The 16,995-nt window shown below is 39.9% G+C and carries 11 protein-coding genes and 6 tRNA genes; 5 read left to right on the top strand and 12 right to left on the bottom strand.

Going from position 1 to position 16,995, the window contains the following annotated elements; all coding sequences use genetic code 11:
• Positions 1–50 precede the first annotated feature (50 nt).
• The 7 genes from HV560_RS04725 to mfd all read right to left on the bottom strand — a co-directional run bounded on the left by HV560_RS04725 (position 51) and on the right by mfd (position 4,453).
• A tRNA-Gly gene (locus HV560_RS04725) sits at positions 51–126 on the bottom strand.
• A gap of 19 nt (positions 127–145) precedes the next feature.
• Positions 146–232: transfer RNA gene (locus tag HV560_RS04720), tRNA-Leu, on the bottom strand.
• Positions 233–270: 38 nt separating this feature from the next.
• Positions 271–357 (bottom strand) — tRNA-Leu (locus HV560_RS04715).
• Positions 358–375: 18 nt separating this feature from the next.
• Positions 376–451, bottom strand: a tRNA-Gly gene (locus HV560_RS04710).
• A 30-nt stretch (positions 452–481) separates the two neighbouring features.
• Positions 482–568, bottom strand: a tRNA-Leu gene (locus HV560_RS04705).
• Between the two features lie 16 nt (positions 569–584).
• Positions 585–660, bottom strand: a tRNA-Gly gene (locus HV560_RS04700).
• A gap of 346 nt (positions 661–1,006) precedes the next feature.
• The gene (gene mfd, locus HV560_RS04695) at positions 1,007–4,453 is read right to left on the bottom strand and encodes a transcription-repair coupling factor (protein ID WP_176812266.1); all 3,447 of its coding nucleotides are present in this window, start codon (positions 4,451–4,453) and stop codon (positions 1,007–1,009) included.
• Positions 4,454–4,615: 162 nt separating this feature from the next.
• Here mfd and HV560_RS04690 point away from each other — a divergent pair, with 162 nt between their 5' ends.
• A complete protein-coding gene (locus HV560_RS04690) occupies positions 4,616–5,833 on the top strand; it encodes an aromatic amino acid transport family protein (protein WP_176812833.1) in 1,218 nt (405 codons plus the stop codon).
• A gap of 75 nt (positions 5,834–5,908) precedes the next feature.
• Here HV560_RS04690 and hutX read toward each other — a convergent pair whose 3' ends face one another.
• Together hutX and HV560_RS04680 are read right to left on the bottom strand one after the other, a co-directional pair.
• The gene (hutX, locus tag HV560_RS04685; RefSeq protein ID WP_176807948.1) at positions 5,909–6,415 is read right to left on the bottom strand and encodes a heme utilization cystosolic carrier protein HutX; all 507 of its coding nucleotides are present in this window, start codon (positions 6,413–6,415) and stop codon (positions 5,909–5,911) included.
• A 57-nt stretch (positions 6,416–6,472) separates the two neighbouring features.
• Positions 6,473–8,893: a TonB-dependent hemoglobin/transferrin/lactoferrin family receptor gene (locus HV560_RS04680; protein ID WP_238348741.1), complete on the bottom strand. Its 2,421-nt coding sequence runs from the start codon at positions 8,891–8,893 to the stop codon at positions 6,473–6,475.
• 158 nt (positions 8,894–9,051) lie between these two features.
• Between HV560_RS04680 and hutZ the strand changes: the two genes are divergently transcribed.
• The 4 genes from hutZ to leuD all read left to right on the top strand — a co-directional run bounded on the left by hutZ (position 9,052) and on the right by leuD (position 14,760).
• Positions 9,052–9,570 (top strand): heme utilization protein HutZ, encoded by a 519-nt coding sequence (gene hutZ / locus HV560_RS04675; protein ID WP_176807946.1) that lies wholly within the window; start codon positions 9,052–9,054, stop codon positions 9,568–9,570.
• Positions 9,571–9,720: 150 nt separating this feature from the next.
• Positions 9,721–12,333 (top strand): aminopeptidase N, encoded by a 2,613-nt coding sequence (gene pepN / locus HV560_RS04670; RefSeq protein ID WP_176812264.1) that lies wholly within the window; start codon positions 9,721–9,723, stop codon positions 12,331–12,333.
• Positions 12,334–12,725: 392 nt separating this feature from the next.
• Positions 12,726–14,144: a 3-isopropylmalate dehydratase large subunit gene (gene leuC / locus HV560_RS04665; protein WP_159630920.1), complete on the top strand. Its 1,419-nt coding sequence runs from the start codon at positions 12,726–12,728 to the stop codon at positions 14,142–14,144.
• A gap of 13 nt (positions 14,145–14,157) precedes the next feature.
• A complete protein-coding gene (leuD, locus tag HV560_RS04660) occupies positions 14,158–14,760 on the top strand; it encodes a 3-isopropylmalate dehydratase small subunit (protein ID WP_176812263.1) in 603 nt (200 codons plus the stop codon).
• A gap of 61 nt (positions 14,761–14,821) precedes the next feature.
• Here the strand turns inward: leuD and HV560_RS04655 are convergent, their stop codons facing one another.
• From HV560_RS04655 to dusA, 3 genes are read right to left on the bottom strand one after another with little or no spacing between them, the layout of a single operon-like run.
• The gene (locus tag HV560_RS04655) at positions 14,822–15,286 is read right to left on the bottom strand and encodes a hypothetical protein (protein ID WP_176807944.1); all 465 of its coding nucleotides are present in this window, start codon (positions 15,284–15,286) and stop codon (positions 14,822–14,824) included.
• Positions 15,287–15,314: 28 nt separating this feature from the next.
• On the bottom strand, positions 15,315–15,821 hold the full coding sequence (locus HV560_RS04650; RefSeq protein ID WP_176809647.1) for a DUF2301 domain-containing membrane protein: 507 nt from the start codon (positions 15,819–15,821) through the stop codon (positions 15,315–15,317).
• 18 nt (positions 15,822–15,839) lie between these two features.
• A complete protein-coding gene (dusA, locus tag HV560_RS04645; RefSeq protein ID WP_176812262.1) occupies positions 15,840–16,817 on the bottom strand; it encodes a tRNA dihydrouridine(20/20a) synthase DusA in 978 nt (325 codons plus the stop codon).
• Between the last annotated feature and the right edge of the window lie 178 nt (positions 16,818–16,995).

Here is a 16,995-nt window from a genome sequence, read left to right as displayed (position 1 = left end):
ATTGAGCTACAAAAAAAGCACCTCACGGTGCTATCTGTTCTTTTTAGGATTGGAGCGGGAAACGAGGCTCGAACTCGCGACCCCGACCTTGGCAAGGTCGTGCTCTACCAACTGAGCTATTCCCGCATATTGACTATTATCGAAATGGTGCCCGAGGCCAGACTTGAACTGGCACGCCCCGAAAGGCGAGGGATTTTAAATCCCTTGCGTCTACCGATTCCGCCACTCGGGCTCCGATAATAAGTTATTTTTTAATTTTGTTTTTCTAAATGGTGCCCGAGGCCAGACTTGAACTGGCACGCCCCGAAAGGCGAGGGATTTTAAATCCCTTGCGTCTACCGATTTCGCCACTCGGGCGACACGATATAGAAAAATTGGAGCGGGAAACGAGGCTCGAACTCGCGACCCCGACCTTGGCAAGGTCGTGCTCTACCAACTGAGCTATTCCCGCAAATTTAGTTTAAATTGTTGATTTTCTAAATGGTGCCCGAGGCCAGACTTGAACTGGCACGCCCCGAAAGGCGAGGGATTTTAAATCCCTTGCGTCTACCGATTCCGCCACTCGGGCGCACAATATAGAAAATTGGAGCGGGAAACGAGGCTCGAACTCGCGACCCCGACCTTGGCAAGGTCGTGCTCTACCAACTGAGCTATTCCCGCATTTAAAAACGCTACGAACTTCGTAGCGTCTCAACTGGTGCATATTCTATGGATTTCCGATTTAATGTCAAATAAATTTAGTGGAAATCTGTAAAAAATGGTTTAAGTGGCGAAAAATAGTGCTTTTTTGTAAAATTTTTACGAAATTTGACCGCTTGCAACTCTCAATATGCCAACTAGCACGCATTGACGCTGAATTTAGCATTATGGCGTTCTCTTTCACTTTTCGGATCTGAGATGGCTAGATTTTGGTGCGAAACATACCTCTTATTTATGGCTTCATTATTTTTCACTGACTTTTTATTTTCACAGTTGCAAAATTTTAGTGAAAAATCACCGCTTGTTGTTACTCAGCGACTTTTGCTAACAGTTCCGCCACGAATGCCAAACGTTCAGCGTTATCTTCTAATGATTTGCTAAACCTAAATTTTAGTGGACCGTCAAATTTATAGCTGCCTTTATCTGATTGAATTAACTGTAAAAATTTCATCGGATCGGGTTGTGCCGTTGGTTTAAACTCAAGGTAGCCACCGTTGATGCCTGCATCAATTTTCTTCAAACCAAGAGGTTGGGCAGCGAGCCTGAGCTGGGTGATCGCAAACAGGTTTTTGGTTGCCTCAGGCAGCAAACCGAAGCGGTCAATTAACTCCACTCTGAGATCGTTGAGATTTTGCCGATTTTCTGAACTTGCGATCCGCTTGTAGAATGAAAGTCGCATATTCACATCTGGCAAGTAATCATCAGGAATTAACGCTGGTACGCGTAACTCAATATCCACTTGATTTTGGGTGATTTCGTCTAGGCTTGGCTCACGCCCTTCCTGCAAGGCTTTGACTGCATTTTCGAGCAAGTCCATATAGAGCGAAAAACCAATGCTTTCAATCTGCCCACTCTGCTCACTACCTAACAACTCACCTGCCCCACGGATTTCTAAATCGTGGGTGGCAAGCGCAAAACCAGCACCGAGATTATCAATAGTACTCATCGCCTCCAAACGTTGCATCGCATCTTTGGTAATCAACTTAGGCGGCGGCGTGAGCATATACGCATAGGCTTGGTGATGCGATCTGCCAACTCGTCCACGCAGTTGGTGAAGCTGTGCCAAACCAAATTTATCTGCCCGTTCGATAATAATAGTATTGGCGGTTGGTACATCAATCCCTGTTTCAATAATAGTTGAGCAGACAAGCAGGTTAAAGCGTTGATGATAAAAATCACTCATCACTCTCTCCAACTCTCTTTCTCGCATTTGACCGTGCCCGATAACCACTCGTGCCTCTGGCACTAATTCGGATAATTTCTCTGCACAGTTCTCTATCGTTGCCACATCGTTATGCAGATAATAAACCTGCCCACCGCGTAAGATTTCCCGCAAGATTGCTTCACGGATTATGGATTCATCGTTTTGGCGAACAAAGGTCTTAATCGAAAGTCTGCGAGCAGGCGGGCTGGCAATAATCGACAGATCTCGCATTCCATTTAACGCCATATTCAAGGTTCTCGGAATTGGCGTAGCGGTCAGCGTTAGAATATCGACATTTGCTCTCAGCTGCTTAATCTTCTCTTTTTGACGCACACCGAAACGGTGCTCCTCATCAATCACCAACAATCCGAGATCATAAAATGCCACATCATCTTGCAGTAGCTTATGTGTACCAACTAGAATATCAACCTTACCTTCCGCTACTTTTTGCAAAATCACTTTCTGCTCTTTAGCGGTCTTAAAGCGAGACAACACCTCAACATTTACTGGATAATTAGCAAACCGATTTTTAAAATTCTCGTAATGTTGTTGAGCAAGTAACGTGGTTGGGGCAAGAATGGCAACCTGTTTATGGTTCATCACAGCCAAGAAAGTAGCACGAATCGCCACTTCAGTTTTACCAAAACCAACGTCACCACACACCAGCCTATCCATTGCTTTCGCTTGGCACATATCGCTAATCACAGCGTTGATAGCCATTTTTTGATCGTCCGTTTCTTCATACGGGAAAGAAGCACTGAACTGGTCGAATTCCGTTTTATCGTATTGGAAAGCAAAGCCTGTTTGGCTCTCACGCTTGGCATAAATATCAAGCAGATCGGCTGCCACATCACGAATTTTCTCCGCCACTTTCTGGCGAGTCTTCACCCAAGCCTCACTGCCTAATTTGTGCAACGGAGCAGTTTCCTCAGTTCCGCCGATATAACGGCTAATTAAATGCAGGGAGGCAACGGGCACATAGAGTTTGGCATCATTGGCGTAATGCAATACCAAATATTCCGCTTTCATCCCGCCAGCTTCTAACACGGTCAAACCGCCATAGCGACCTACGCCGTTTTCTAAATGCACGACTGCTTGCCCGATTTTGAGTTCTGCCAAGTTGCGAATCAGCGTGTCAGGATTAACGGTTTTGCGGTTCTTCTCACGGCGATTCTGTTGGACTTTTTCGCCAAGAAGATCCGTTTCGCAAATTATTGCTAAATGTTGACCGCTTGTTTCGACCATAAATCCTTGATCCAACGGCGAAATCATCAATGCAAGCGGTGGAATTTCATTGGAAATTTGCGAAATTTGTTGCGGCTTCACCCCAATCGGTGCGAGCAATTCGAGTAAAGTTTCCCGCCGCCCCTCGCTCTCCACCGAAAACAGAATATTGCCGTTGAATTTCTCGCGGAATTGTTGGAACGCCGCAAACGGCTCTTTCGCTCCCGATTGAATGGCGAGCTCTGGCAAATTAGCTACATTTGCATTCATTTTCGCTGCAGATTGACGGATTTTTTCTGCTGTTATCGTAAGTCGTGGATATCCTTTCAACCTACGATTTATCTCATCAATCGTAAACCAAAGATCGCTCGGTGGCAGTAACGGACGCATTGGATCCACACGGCGGCTCTCATAACGATTTTGCGTATCTTGTTGAAATTGCTCCGCTTTTTGTTGAATATCAGCAAAAGTGATCAAGAGCGTATTGCTAGAAAAATAGTCAAACAGGCTTGCCATTTCAGCAAAAAATAGTGGTTGCCAATATTCGATTCCTGCATTCAAAATACCTTTACTTACCTGCTGATAGATATGCTCTGGCTCACGGCGTATTTCACCGAAAGTTTCTCGGAATTTGGTTCTAAAATGCTCGATCCCATTACTATCTGTTGGGAATTCGTGGGCAGGTAATAAATTGATTTCGGCGATTTCTGCTTTAGTGCGTTGATTATCCACATCAAAAGTACGGATTGAATCAATTTCATCATCGAAAAAATCAAGCCGAAATGGCTCGTCTGCCCCCATCGGATACAAATCTAAAATGGCACCCCGAACCGCATATTCACCATATTCCAATACTTGATCCACCGCACGATAACCTGCATTTTCCAGTTGTAAACGGAGATGTTGAATCGAAAAGCGGTCGCCTTTTTTAATTAGCAGCACATTGTTGCTTAAGTAGCTCGGCGGACAGACTTTCTGCATTAAGGTATTGATTGGCAAAAGGAAAATCTGCTTTTTACCCTGTTGTAATTCAAACAATGCTGATAAGCGAGTAGAAATAATGTCTTGATGCGGTGAGAAATTATCGTACGGTAGCGTTTCCCAATCAGGGAAAAGTTGCACAGGTAATTCTGCAAACTGTGGCAACGACTTCTCTAAACGCAACGCAGTGCGAGTATCTGGCGTCACGACTACCGTTAAGCCGTTAAAGGCTTGAGCAGCTTGGCTAATAGCTAATGTATCAGAATGCCCGACCAAATTGCCAAGCGTTTGATGATCTTGAAAATTGCCATCTGATTTTGGCAAAGAAAATGAAATTAGAGACATACAAACGGTCTATTTTTGCTAAAAAATTGTAAATTGGCGTTAGTTTACTAAAGCAAGCTTGATTGTGCAAAAATAAGCTGAATAATTATTCTATCTTGCCCAATAGCATTGCTTAAAATTTCTGATAAAATACGTTCCTTTTTAATTATATTAAACACAATGATGAAAAATAAAATCTTAGGCAGTGCATTAATGATTGCGGGCACAACCATTGGTGCAGGTATGCTTGCAATGCCACTCACCTCTGCGGGTATGGGGTTCGGTGCAACGGCTTTATTACTAATTGGGCTTTGGGCATTATTGGCTTACACTGGTTTATTGTTTATGGAAGTGTATCAAACCGCTCCACAAAAAGATGCTGGCGTGGCAAGCCTTGCTGAGCAATACTTCGGCATAATGGGACGTGTGCTGGCAACCTTTAGTTTATTAGTTTTACTATACGCGTTACTTTCTGCTTATATTACAGGTGGTGGTTCGTTACTTGCGGGTATTATGCCTGAAATAGCAGATGCTGACATGAAACTTAAAATCAGTATTTTAGCCTTTACTGTCGTATTAGGTGCTTTTGTGGTTATCGGGGTAAAATCCGTTGATGGTTTAACCAGGGTATTATTTCTTGGAAAGATCGTCGCTTTTATCGCCGTATTAATGATGATGCTGCCAAAAGCTCAATTAGAAAACTTAACTGCCATTCCGTTAGATAATTTACTGGTGATTTCTGCTGTGCCTATTTTCTTTACAGCATTTGGTTTCCACGTCATTATGGCAACAATTAACACCTATTTAGATGCAGATATCGGTAAAATTCGTAAATCAATTTATATCGGTACAGCTATTCCATTAGTTGCCTATTTATTGTGGCAATTCGCCACACACGGTGTATTAAGTCAAAATGAATTTACCACCATTCTTATGCAAGACCCGACATTAAATGGATTAGTTACCGCAACCAGCCAAATTACAGATAGCACAGTTTTAGGCGAAATGGTTCGACTATTCTCTGTACTTGCTCTCATTACCTCATTCTTAGGCGTATCTATGGGTATTTTTGAAGGTATGAGCGATTTATTAAAACGATTAAATTTACCGGCTAACCGTTTATGGTTAACTATTGCCACTTTCACCCCACCGCTGTTATTTGCACTGTTCTACCCAGATGGTTTTATTATGGCATTAGGTTATGCTGGGCTACTCTTTGCATTCTACGGTATGATTTTACCCATCGGTTTGGCGTGGAAAGCACGCAGCCAGCACCCAAATCTACCTTATCGAGTAATCGGTGGTAATTTAGCCTTAGTGGTTGCATTAATTGCTGGTATCATCATTATGATTATTCCATTTTTAATTCAGTTAGGTTATTTACCACAAGCTATCGGCTAACCAATGAGAAAGGCTGCGAAGTTGCAGCCTTTTTAACAATGACAAGCGGTCAAATTTCATTAATTTTTTGCAAATTTAGCCAATTAATTTATATAAAGCCCTGATTTGTTCTTCTTTTAATGCACCGCCTACTTTTTCTCTACCAACAAAAATCTTAAACATCGCATTGCCTTTCTTGTTAATAAAAATCAGGGAAACGGTACGCTTGCCCATAAATTGTCTATCAAGCAAGTAGATTTTGGCACAATTTTCATAACGTAAATGCCCTTGTAAGCCACCGCTTTCTTTATGTTCAAAATTGTAAAATCCACGCGAAATTGAACCACTTGGAAGCTTACCAACAAACTCTACAATCGCATCTTCCGTATGCACAATAAAAGTGATTGAATCGTCCCACTCGTGAATGTCTTGTAGAATTTCAGCAAAACGCTCTCCACCTGTTACTTTAAGCATATCCGATGGTAGGCTAAGCATTACCTCTTCCAGCGAGCATTGATATTTCGAGGCAACCATCTCTAAAATTTGAGCTGGATTTTCTTTTAATTCATTACGTAAAGCTATTTGTTGTTCTGGTAATAACATAAATTCTCCCTAAGAAAAGAGAGCCTTAACCTAAAGCTCCCTTTATAAAATAAATAATTAGAAACGATACTCAAAACTTGCTGAGAAATTCCGTCCTGGCTCGTAGTAGCGTTGCAAACCTGGATAACCACCATATTTGTGGTTTTCACGAACGCCGACAGAATTAACCGCACCACCCGTTGTATTTAAACCACGTAATGTATCCCAAGTGTGATATTTACGGTTAAATAAATTGTAAACACCCGCACGCAAAGTAATATTTTCTGTTGGTTTATAAAAACCATATAAATCAACGATAAAAGCTTTTGCGTTTAAATGCTTCCATTTATCTAAACTTGTTTCGTGAGCATATTCGGTACAGCGAACCTCATATTCATTCCCCCAATATGGATAGTAAGGATTTGGGGTTTTCTGCTCTTTCACACATTTTTCTGGTAATGTTTTAAAATATTTTGCCTCTTTCGCTTTTTTCGCACCTAAAAACGTTAAACGCGAGAAGATGCCCCACTTACCCTCTGGTTGCTCATAATCTAAACCAATAACAGCTTTGATCGGCTGAATAGAGAGTAAATCGGCTCCATTTGACATATTTCCCTTGCTATAACCTAATGAGCCAAATAGCTTCCAACCCTCAGGAATAGATATAGCAGAATTCAAATTCCATTTACCCGTTACTTCTAGACCATAGATTTTCGCAGCGTCTATATTTTGCATTTGTTGAACAGGTCGCCAAAACTCTTTGCCATAAGCCTGATAAACATCCCAAGTTTCTTGCTCCCATAAAAAATCTTTATACTTTGTATGGTGCAAATTCACGGAAAATTGCCCTGCATTACCTTGCCCTTGCAGGCTTAAATTTTGGGTTAAACTATGTTCCGCTTTTAAGTTGGGGTTTGACATCCACGCTCCAGCAGCATTATTTCGATAATCGAAATACATTTCTGATGCATTTGGTATACGAAAGCCAGTGCCAATATTATAAGCCACTTTCCAAATATCATTAACTTGCTTTTCTAAGCCTGCAGTCCAAGTTATCTGGTTAAATTTAGCATTCTCTGTTTTGACACAATTTTGACATTTTAAGCCGGCAAGTTCCTTTTGTTCGTATTTCGCCCAGTCATAACGAATACCGACTTTCGCTTCCCAATTATTGGTTAAGTCTATAATGTCTTGTAATAATAAATAATCTTGCTTGCTTTTAATTGGGTGCATCATTGTTGAATTCGGCAAATGCGACCAAGCACCAGATACATAAACTGAGTCTTTATGTAGCACATCAAAATTTCTTTGTGCTGTTGAGGATTTGAATGAGAATTGATGAGTTGATTTACCCAATTCTAAAACTTGGCTGTCTATACGGAAGTTTAAACGTTTTAATTCTGTACTAAAAATACGAATATTCGTATCACTAGGCATTCGTTCTTGAGCTGGCGTCCATTTAGTTGCAGGCTCTGCTCGCTTTCCTTCATAGTTATAAGCTGATGTTTCTGTATCTTGATAATCTATATCAGCTTTTACGGAAGCAATCCACTTAGACTCTGGGAAAAATTCATAAAATACATTGACAGTATTACGCTTACTACGATCTTCCGCCTCACGCCAATATGAACTTAAATAAACGGCAGAATCCTCAATAATATAATTATTGTTATTTTGACCACTATACGAAATACCAATACGATGTTTATCGTTAAAACGGTAAGCAAATTTTGCCAAGTAACTATGATTTTTATGAGTAGAATCATCAGGCGTTTGTTTACTTCTACCAATAGTTCTGGTGTATAACGAATCTTCAGGAATTGTATAGCCGCCAGCACTTTCCATTTCATGACCATAACGATTTGAGTATAATAATACAGCTTCTGCTTGCTCACCTAAATACCCAACACCGAACGTATTTATCCATTCATTATTACGAGTGGCATAACCTGTACGATAAAAAGCACCAAATTTATTGCTATGACGTACAATATCATCAGCCTCAAGTGTCCGATAATTAACCCCGCCTCCCAAGTGTCCGCTACCTTGATTAAAAGAATCTGCTCCTTTTGATACTTCAATAGTACGAACTAACTCTGGATCAATAGATTGACGAGACGTATTTAAATTACCATAACGTTTATAAAGAGAATTTTCCTCAGAATCAGGCAGTGCTACTCCATCAATACTTATTCCAATACGATTATCCTCAACTCCGCGAATAGCAAATCCTTTTTGATGCCTACCTTGATTGACAACCCCAACATCAGGGCTATAGCGAACTATATCTCGATTATTTTGAATAAGTTCTTGTTGAATTGCTTCTTTCGCTTTTCTCTCTAATGACGCTTTAACGTCTCCTTGAGCTACAACACGGATTTCAGATAATTCCGCAACCTCTTTAGCATACAACGTATGCGATATCAAAATACTATTTATGCTTAAAGCTAACAGACTTAACTTTAATTTATGTTGGTTCGCAGAATAATGAATAAACAAAATCGTTCTCCTTAAGTAAATATTAATCAATTTTTGATTATTAAATATATTATCAACGACATCAATCTTGCAGTCAATAATGATTATCATATTGCTTTATAGGTTTAAGTTAATTTATAATTCCTCAAAATAGTTAAAAGACTTAATAAGGAGACATAATGACAACAAACCGTCAAGAAGTATTACAAAATCGCTTAGGACCTGAAATCGAAGATTTAAAACAGCAAATTAAGACCATTGTAATGGCAACACTAGATAAAGATGGCACACCAAATGTAAGCTACGCACCTTTTGTCATTCATAACGGCGAATATCAAGTGCTTATTTCTACCATTGCTCGTCACGCACGTAATTTACTTGAAGTACCAAAAGTGTCTCTTATGCTCATTGATGATGAGAGCAAAAGCCGCGAAATATTTGCTCGTCGCCGTTTAACCTTTGAGGCAACAGCCAGAATGATTACACGTCAAGAAACGGAATGGCAAACAGCAATTGAAGCATTAAAAAACCGCCACGGTCATTTAGTTGATGAGCTAGCCAAGATGCAAGACTTTACCTTATTTAGTTTTAAGCCTATCTCAGGATTATTTGTAAAAGGCTTCGGCAAAGCATTTGATGTGGGAGCTGATGATTTAATCAACTTAGTACATCTCGATCAAGGGCATCAAAACATATAATACTCATATTCTCCCAAACGGCTATAAATCAATATTTATAGCCGTTTCATTTTATACAAGCGGTCATATTTCTTGGAAAATTTGCAATGATTTTAGTACAATAGCCCACACAACTTTATCGGCAAAAATGCCAATCAAAAAGGAAATCCTATGCAACCTAAAGCAAAATTCAGAAAAGATTACAGAGCACCAGATTTCACCATTACTGATATTTATCTCGACTTTCAGTTAGATCCTGAACGCACATTAGTCACCTCAACATTAACCATTGAACGTAAAAATGTTGAAGCAACTATGCTTAAATTAGACGGACATAGTTTTGATTTCCTTTCTATCAAATTTAATGGCAAGCCGTTTTCTTGTTACCAAAAAGATGATGAATCTTTAACGCTAAATTTAGCAGATATGCCTTCTGACCGTTTCGAGCTACAAATTGAAACAGCCTTAAATCCTGCACAAAATACCTCTCTACAAGGTTTATATCAATCGGGCGATGGGCTTTGTACACAATGTGAGGCTGAGGGTTTTAGACAAATTACTTATATGCTTGACCGCCCGGATGTACTTGCAAAATATACAACAAAAATTACCGCTAGTAAGAGTAAATATCCCTACCTACTTTCAAATGGTAACCGCATCGCACAAGGCGAGCTAGAAGACGGTAAACATTGGGTAGAATGGCAAGATCCATTTTTTAAACCAAGCTATTTATTTGCATTAGTGGCAGGTGATTTCGATCTTCTAGAAGATAAATTTATTACCAAAAGCGGGCGTGAGGTTAAATTAGAAATTTATGTGGATCGTGGCAATTTAGATCGTGCCCCTTGGGCGATGGAGAGCCTAAAACGCTCAATGAAATGGGACGAAGACCGCTTTGGTTTAGAATACGATTTAGATATTTATATGATTGTTGCCGTTGATTTCTTTAATATGGGAGCAATGGAAAATAAAGGCTTGAATATTTTCAACTCTAAATTCGTATTAGCCAAACCAGAAACTGCAACGGATAGTGATTATTTAGATATTGAGGCTGTCATTGCCCACGAATATTTCCATAACTGGACAGGCAACCGCATTACTTGCCGTGATTGGTTCCAATTAAGCCTAAAAGAGGGATTAACCGTCTTCCGTGATCAGGAATTTACCTCTGATTTATGGGATCGCTCAGCAAAACGTATTGAAGATGTGCGTTTACTGCGTACCGTACAATTTGCAGAAGATGCCAGCCCAATGGCACACCCAATTCGCCCAGAAAAAGTCATTGAAATGAATAATTTTTATACCGTAACCGTGTATGAAAAAGGCGCAGAAATTATTCGTATGATCCACACACTACTAGGCGAAGACAATTTCCAAAAAGGAATGAAGCTATATGTGGAAAGACACGATGGTTCAGCCGCAACTTGTGAAGATTTTGTGAAAGCAATGGAAGAGGCTTCAGGCATTAATTTAGCACAATTCCGCCGTTGGTATAGCCAATCAGGTACACCCGAATTAACTATTTCGGATGAATATGATGAAACACATAAAACCTATCGCTTACATATTTCGCAAATGACACCGCCAACGCACGATCAGCTGGAAAAATTAAACTTACATATTCCACTGAAAGTAGCATTATATGGCGAAAATGATGGAAAACCCATTCCATTACAAAATGAACTATTAAAAATAAGTAATGTGTTAGATATCATTGCAGAACATCAAACCTTTGAGTTTCATCATGTCACACAACGTCCTGTGCCTGCATTATTATGCGACTTCTCCGCTCCAGTACGTTTAGATTATAACTATACTACTGAACAACTTTTAACTTTACTCAAATATGCTGAAAATGATTTTGTTCGTTGGGACGCTGCACAAATGCTCTACACTAACGAGCTGCGTGAAAATTTAAGCCGTTATCAGCAAAGTCAGCCGTTTAGCTTCTCGGAGGGTTTAGTGGATGCCCTCACTTTCGTGTTAGATAATTCAGCAACTTCGCCTGAATTAACCGCACTAACACTGACACTGCCAAAAGAAACCGAATTTGCAGAATCATTTAAAAACATTGACCCTATAGGTATTGCTCTTGTGCGTGAGTTTATGCAACATTCGATTGCTCAAGCACTACAAGATAAATTATTAGCCGTGTACAACCAAAACAAATGTAGCGATTACCAAGTGGTTGCCAAAGATATTGCTAAACGAGCCTTAAATAATGTTTGCTTAAGCTATTTAGCCTTTACCGACTTAGGCAATCCCCTTGTACATAAACACTACCGTAATGCCAATAATATGACCGATACCCTAGCTGCACTACAAGCTGCGAGTAAAGCTCAGCTTAGTTGCCGTGACACATTATTAACTGACTTTGAGGAAAAATGGAAACACGACAGCTTAGTAATGGACAAATGGTTTATGATTCAAGCTACTCGGCCAGATAAAAACGTATTAGCGATTGTGCAAGATTTAATGAAACACCCAAGTTTTAATTTTAACAATCCTAATCGCTTGCGTTCATTGGTAGGAGCATTCTGCAGCCAAAACCCGAAAGCCTTCCACGCAATTGATGGTTCAGGCTACCGCTTCTTGGTAGATACGCTGATTAAACTCAATGAAAGCAACCCGCAAGTGGCAGCACGTTTAATTGAGCCACTCATTAAACTCTCTCGCTATGATAATCAACGCCAAACCCTAATGCGTCGTGGGTTAGAACGTTTACGTGAGATGGACAATCTCGCTCGTGATTTATTTGAAAAAATCGACAAGGCATTAGATTAAATCAGCAATACCATAATACAAGCGGTTAAATTTCTAAAAAAGTTTGCAACTTTTTGAATAAATTTAACCGCTTACTTATTCATCTCTCATCTAATATAAAAATTGGCTAAAAAACACCAAAGAAAATAGCACTATAAACTCTCATAATAACTAGATAACTTACTACAATCACTCAATCATTTAGCATAAAATGCTAAAAATTACTCATTAAAGCTATTTTTAGCTTTATCTAGCAGAATAAAAATCCTTAATTTTTGTCAAAATACTGTTTTACTTTCGTTTTTTTAGTCGCTATATTCATATTCATCATTAACAAGCGGTCGATTTTGCTAAATTTTTTACAAAAATCACCGCTTGTATTACAAAATTATCCTTTTAAGTGGGAACATTTTATGCAACAAGCCAGAACACTATATCAAAAGCTTTTCGATTCACACGTTGTGTATGAAGCTGAAGGCGAAACGCCAATTATCTATATCAACCGCCATCTCATTCACGAAGTGACCAGCCCTCAAGCTTTTGATGGCTTACGTGTTGCTGGGCGTCAAGTTCGCCAAGTCAGCAAAACATTTGGTACGATGGATCACAGTATTTCTACCCAAGTGCGTGATGTGCAGCAGCTTGAAGGGCAAGCAAAAATCCAAGTATTAGAATTAGAAAAAAACTGTGAAGAAACAGGGATTTCATTATTCGACATTACCAAAAAACAGCAAGGTATTGTGCATGTTATGGGACCTGAACAAGGCTTAACCTTACCAGGTATGACCATTGTATGTGGCGATTCTCACACAGCGACTCACGGTGCTTTCGGTGCATTAGCATTTGGTATCGGAACCTCTGAAGTAGAGCACGTTTTAGCGACCCAAACCTTAAAGCAAACCCGTGCGAAAAGTATGAAAGTAGAAGTGCGTGGCAAAGTCAACCCAGGTATTACCGCAAAAGACATCGTACTTGCGATTATCGGCAAAACGACAATGGCAGGTGGTACAGGCTATGTGGTTGAGTTCTGTGGCGAAGCCATTCGAGATCTTTCAATGGAAGGTAGAATGACGGTATGTAATATGGCAATTGAGTTTGGTGCAAAAGCGGGGATTGTTGCCCCAGATGAAACCACTTTTGCTTACTTAAAAGATCGTCCCAATGCACCAAAAGGCAAAGATTGGGACGATGCCGTCGAATATTGGAAAACCTTGAAAACCGATGAGGGTGCCGTTTATGATGCGGAGGTGATTTTAGAAGCCAAAGATATTGCACCACAAGTCACTTGGGGAACAAACCCAGGACAAGTTATCGGGATCAATGAAGTCATTCCTAACCCTGAAGAAATGGCAGATCCTGTTACTCGTGCTTCAGCAGAAAAAGCATTGGCTTATATTGGTTTAGATGCTTATACAGATATGAAAGATGTTGCTGTTGATCAAGTGTTTATCGGCTCTTGCACCAATGCTCGTATTGAAGATTTACGTGCTGCGGCTGCGGTGATGAAAGGACGCAAAAAAGCAGATAATGTAAAACGTATTCTTGTTGTACCAGGCTCTGGCTTAGTGAAAGAGCAAGCTGAAAAAGAAGGATTAGACAAAATCTTTATTGAAGCAGGGGCAGAATGGCGTAATCCAGGTTGCTCTATGTGCTTAGGTATGAATGATGACCGTTTAGGCGAATGGGAGCGTTGTGCTTCGACGTCAAACCGCAACTTTGAAGGCCGTCAGGGGCGTAATGGTCGCACCCACTTAGTTAGCCCAGCAATGGCTGCAGCTGCTGCTGTATTCGGTAAATTTGTTGATATTCGTAACGTTTCATTAAACGCATAAATAGGAGGAAAAAATGGCAGGTATTAAACAACATTCAGGCTTAGTCGTTCCTCTTGATATAGCGAACGTGGATACTGATGCAATCATTCCAAAACAGTTTTTACAAGCAATTACCCGTATTGGATTTGGTAAACACCTTTTCCACGAATGGCGTTATTTAGATGCAGAAGAGACACAACCAAACCCTGATTTTGTGCTGAATTACCCACAATATCAAGGTGCAACCATTTTACTTGCGCGTAAAAACTTAGGCTGTGGATCTTCGCGTGAACACGCCCCTTGGGCATTAGCAGATTATGGCTTTAAAGTGATGATTGCCCCAAGTTTTGCAGATATTTTCTATAACAACAGCTTAAACAACCATATGCTTCCAATCAAATTAACGGAAGAAGAAGTGGAAGAAATCTTCCAATGGGTGTGGGCAAACGAGGGCGAGAAAATCCACGTCGATTTAGAAGCAATGACAGTGACCGTTGGCGAAAAAGTTTATACTTTTGAACTAGACGAATTCCGTCGCCACTGTTTGCTAAACGGTTTAGATAATATTGGTTTAACACTCCAACACGAAGCGGCAATTTCTGCTTACGAGCAAAACATTCCAGCGTTTTTACGCTAGTTTAAACCATAAAAAATGGCTAGCATTTTCTACGCTAGCCATTTTCTTCTTTTGCTAACTTCTATCTTTCTCGACACTCCAGCCAAGGCAAACTATTTTTATAATAAATTGACTTAAACTTATGAGCGACTAGATCTACATAGCTCCCTTCAATTGGCTGATAAGAGCGATAACGCACCTCAAACTTGGTTGATCTCGCATTCAAGCTGATATTCGCAATATGATCAAAAGGATATGCTTTTCCGCCATCAAGTTGGAAATAGATCCCAAAATTCTCTTGCTTACGGCTCTCAGACCAAAGTGGAAAATAAGTCGCTAGATAAGAATTGCCACCTGTCGCAAAATTCTTACAGTAATAGCTATATCGCTTATAGTTTTTCGGATTATTTAACTCTGCTTGGCTGATATTCTCTTTTAAATAACTTACCTGTGGCTTTTGTTGCGTTGTTTTTTGTTGCTGTGATGGCGTACAAGCAAATAAGCCAACTACCGCGGCTGTTATTAAGGCAATTTTAAATTTGTGCATAAAAATTCCACTAAAATCATATAAAAACTTACACCTGATATTTGCTTTTATCGCCAATATCAAAATGCAGCGGCATTCGCCATTTCTGAACGCTCAATACTAAAAGTAATACCCCACAAGTAATGCTAAGAATTTGAACTAATAAAGACCACTCTAACATAAATGCTACCCACAAAGCGGTAACTAATATTGGCTGAAAATTCAAGCCAAATATTCTAAAGCAGAAATACTCTTTATAACTTAATCCACCAATAACCAACAGCATTGCCCCTAGGGCTAATAGCGGTAAATTAGTGATATAACAAAGTAACCCTAACCACGCTGAAAATTGAAAAATCAGACGGAATGTTTTGTCATAAAGATGTAATGATGAAGCCAGCATTGTACCAGCCATCAATAAACCCAATTGCGCCGTGGATGTGTAATAAGGCAACGAAAACAACATTAATGTCGCTAACACAAAACCGCTACGGTAAATAATAACGGTCAAATAATCCCAAAAATCCATAGGCGATTTAATATGTGGATCTGCCATAATATCTCCTTTAAAAAGTTAGCTAATAAACGCAAGAGCTTGCTCAACCACTTCTACGCCAGCACCTTGTTTAGTGGCATTTTCACTGAGATGTCGCCGCCATTGCCTTGCACCTTTACAATTTTGAAATGCTCCGAGCATATGGCGAACAATGTGGTTCAAATAAACGCCTTTAGACAGTTCTCGCTCAATATAAGGGAACATTCTTTCCACAGCTTCTTTCGCGGTGACAAGCGGTCGATTTTCACCAAAAATTTGCGAATCAATTTCGCCTAATATGGATGGATTTTGATACGCCTCACGCCCAATCATTACTCCATCAGCAAATTGCAGATGGTGCTTAATTTCTGCAATCGTTTTGATCCCACCATTAATAGTAATATTGAGATGCGGAAAATCACGTTTAAGCTGATAAACACGTTCATAATCCAGCGGTGGAATTTCACGGTTCTCCTTTGGGCTTAAGCCTGTAAGCCATGCTTTACGGGCGTGAACAATGAAATCATTGCTATAAGGTTGTATTTTTTCAATGAAATCACAGAGAAATTCATAACTATCTAGCTCATCAATCCCAATACGATGTTTAACGGTAACAGGAATTTCTACCGCATCTTGCATTGCCTTAATGCAATCCGCGACTAAATCTGCTTTTGCCATTAGACAAGCCCCAAACATACCATTTTGCACACGGTCAGATGGGCAACCTACATTCAAATTCACTTCCGCATAGCCTCGTTCTTCCGCCAACCTCGCACAATGAGCAAGTTGTGCAGGATCGCTTCCACCTAATTGCAATGCAACAGGATTTTCATTTCTATCGTATTCGAGTAAATCATATTTAGCGTGAATAATCGCAGGAGCAGTAACCATTTCCGTATAAAGTAACGCATATTGACTAAATTGACGATGGAAATAACGGCAGTGGCGAGTTGTCCAATCCAACATTGGTGCAACCGAAAAGCGTCCACGATAAAATTGTTCGGTATTCATATTCATAAAATCAAAAAAGCGGTTAAAAAGAGTAAAATTTTCTAGAAAAATGACCGCTTGTAACCAATAAAAACAGGCAGCTATCATACTCTAAAAAACCCACTAAACATAGCTTCACCAAAGCTTATTGAATTTAACTATGCCATTTTAAAAGAGAATAAAACACAACATATAGTAGTTAGAC

It is taken from the genome of Mannheimia pernigra, from assembly GCF_013377995.1.
Lineage (GTDB): Bacteria > Pseudomonadota > Gammaproteobacteria > Enterobacterales > Pasteurellaceae > Mannheimia > Mannheimia pernigra.
The sequence above is the reverse complement of the archived record's forward strand: the minus strand, read 5'-3'. Positions and strand labels throughout refer to the sequence as shown.

Coding starts and splice junctions, on each gene's coding strand:
- mfd (WP_176812266.1), bottom strand. CDS start 4,453: ATGTCTCTAATTTCATTTTCTTTGCCAAAATCAGATGGCAATTTTCAA.
- leuD (WP_176812263.1), top strand. CDS start 14,158: ATGGCAGGTATTAAACAACATTCAGGCTTAGTCGTTCCTCTTGATATA.
- HV560_RS04650 (WP_176809647.1), bottom strand. CDS start 15,821: ATGGCAGATCCACATATTAAATCGCCTATGGATTTTTGGGATTATTTG.
- hutZ (WP_176807946.1), top strand. CDS start 9,052: ATGACAACAAACCGTCAAGAAGTATTACAAAATCGCTTAGGACCTGAA.
- leuC (WP_159630920.1), top strand. CDS start 12,726: ATGCAACAAGCCAGAACACTATATCAAAAGCTTTTCGATTCACACGTT.
- HV560_RS04690 (WP_176812833.1), top strand. CDS start 4,616: ATGAAAAATAAAATCTTAGGCAGTGCATTAATGATTGCGGGCACAACC.
- HV560_RS04655 (WP_176807944.1), bottom strand. CDS start 15,286: ATGCACAAATTTAAAATTGCCTTAATAACAGCCGCGGTAGTTGGCTTA.
- hutX (WP_176807948.1), bottom strand. CDS start 6,415: ATGTTATTACCAGAACAACAAATAGCTTTACGTAATGAATTAAAAGAA.
- dusA (WP_176812262.1), bottom strand. CDS start 16,817: ATGAATATGAATACCGAACAATTTTATCGTGGACGCTTTTCGGTTGCA.
- pepN (WP_176812264.1), top strand. CDS start 9,721: ATGCAACCTAAAGCAAAATTCAGAAAAGATTACAGAGCACCAGATTTC.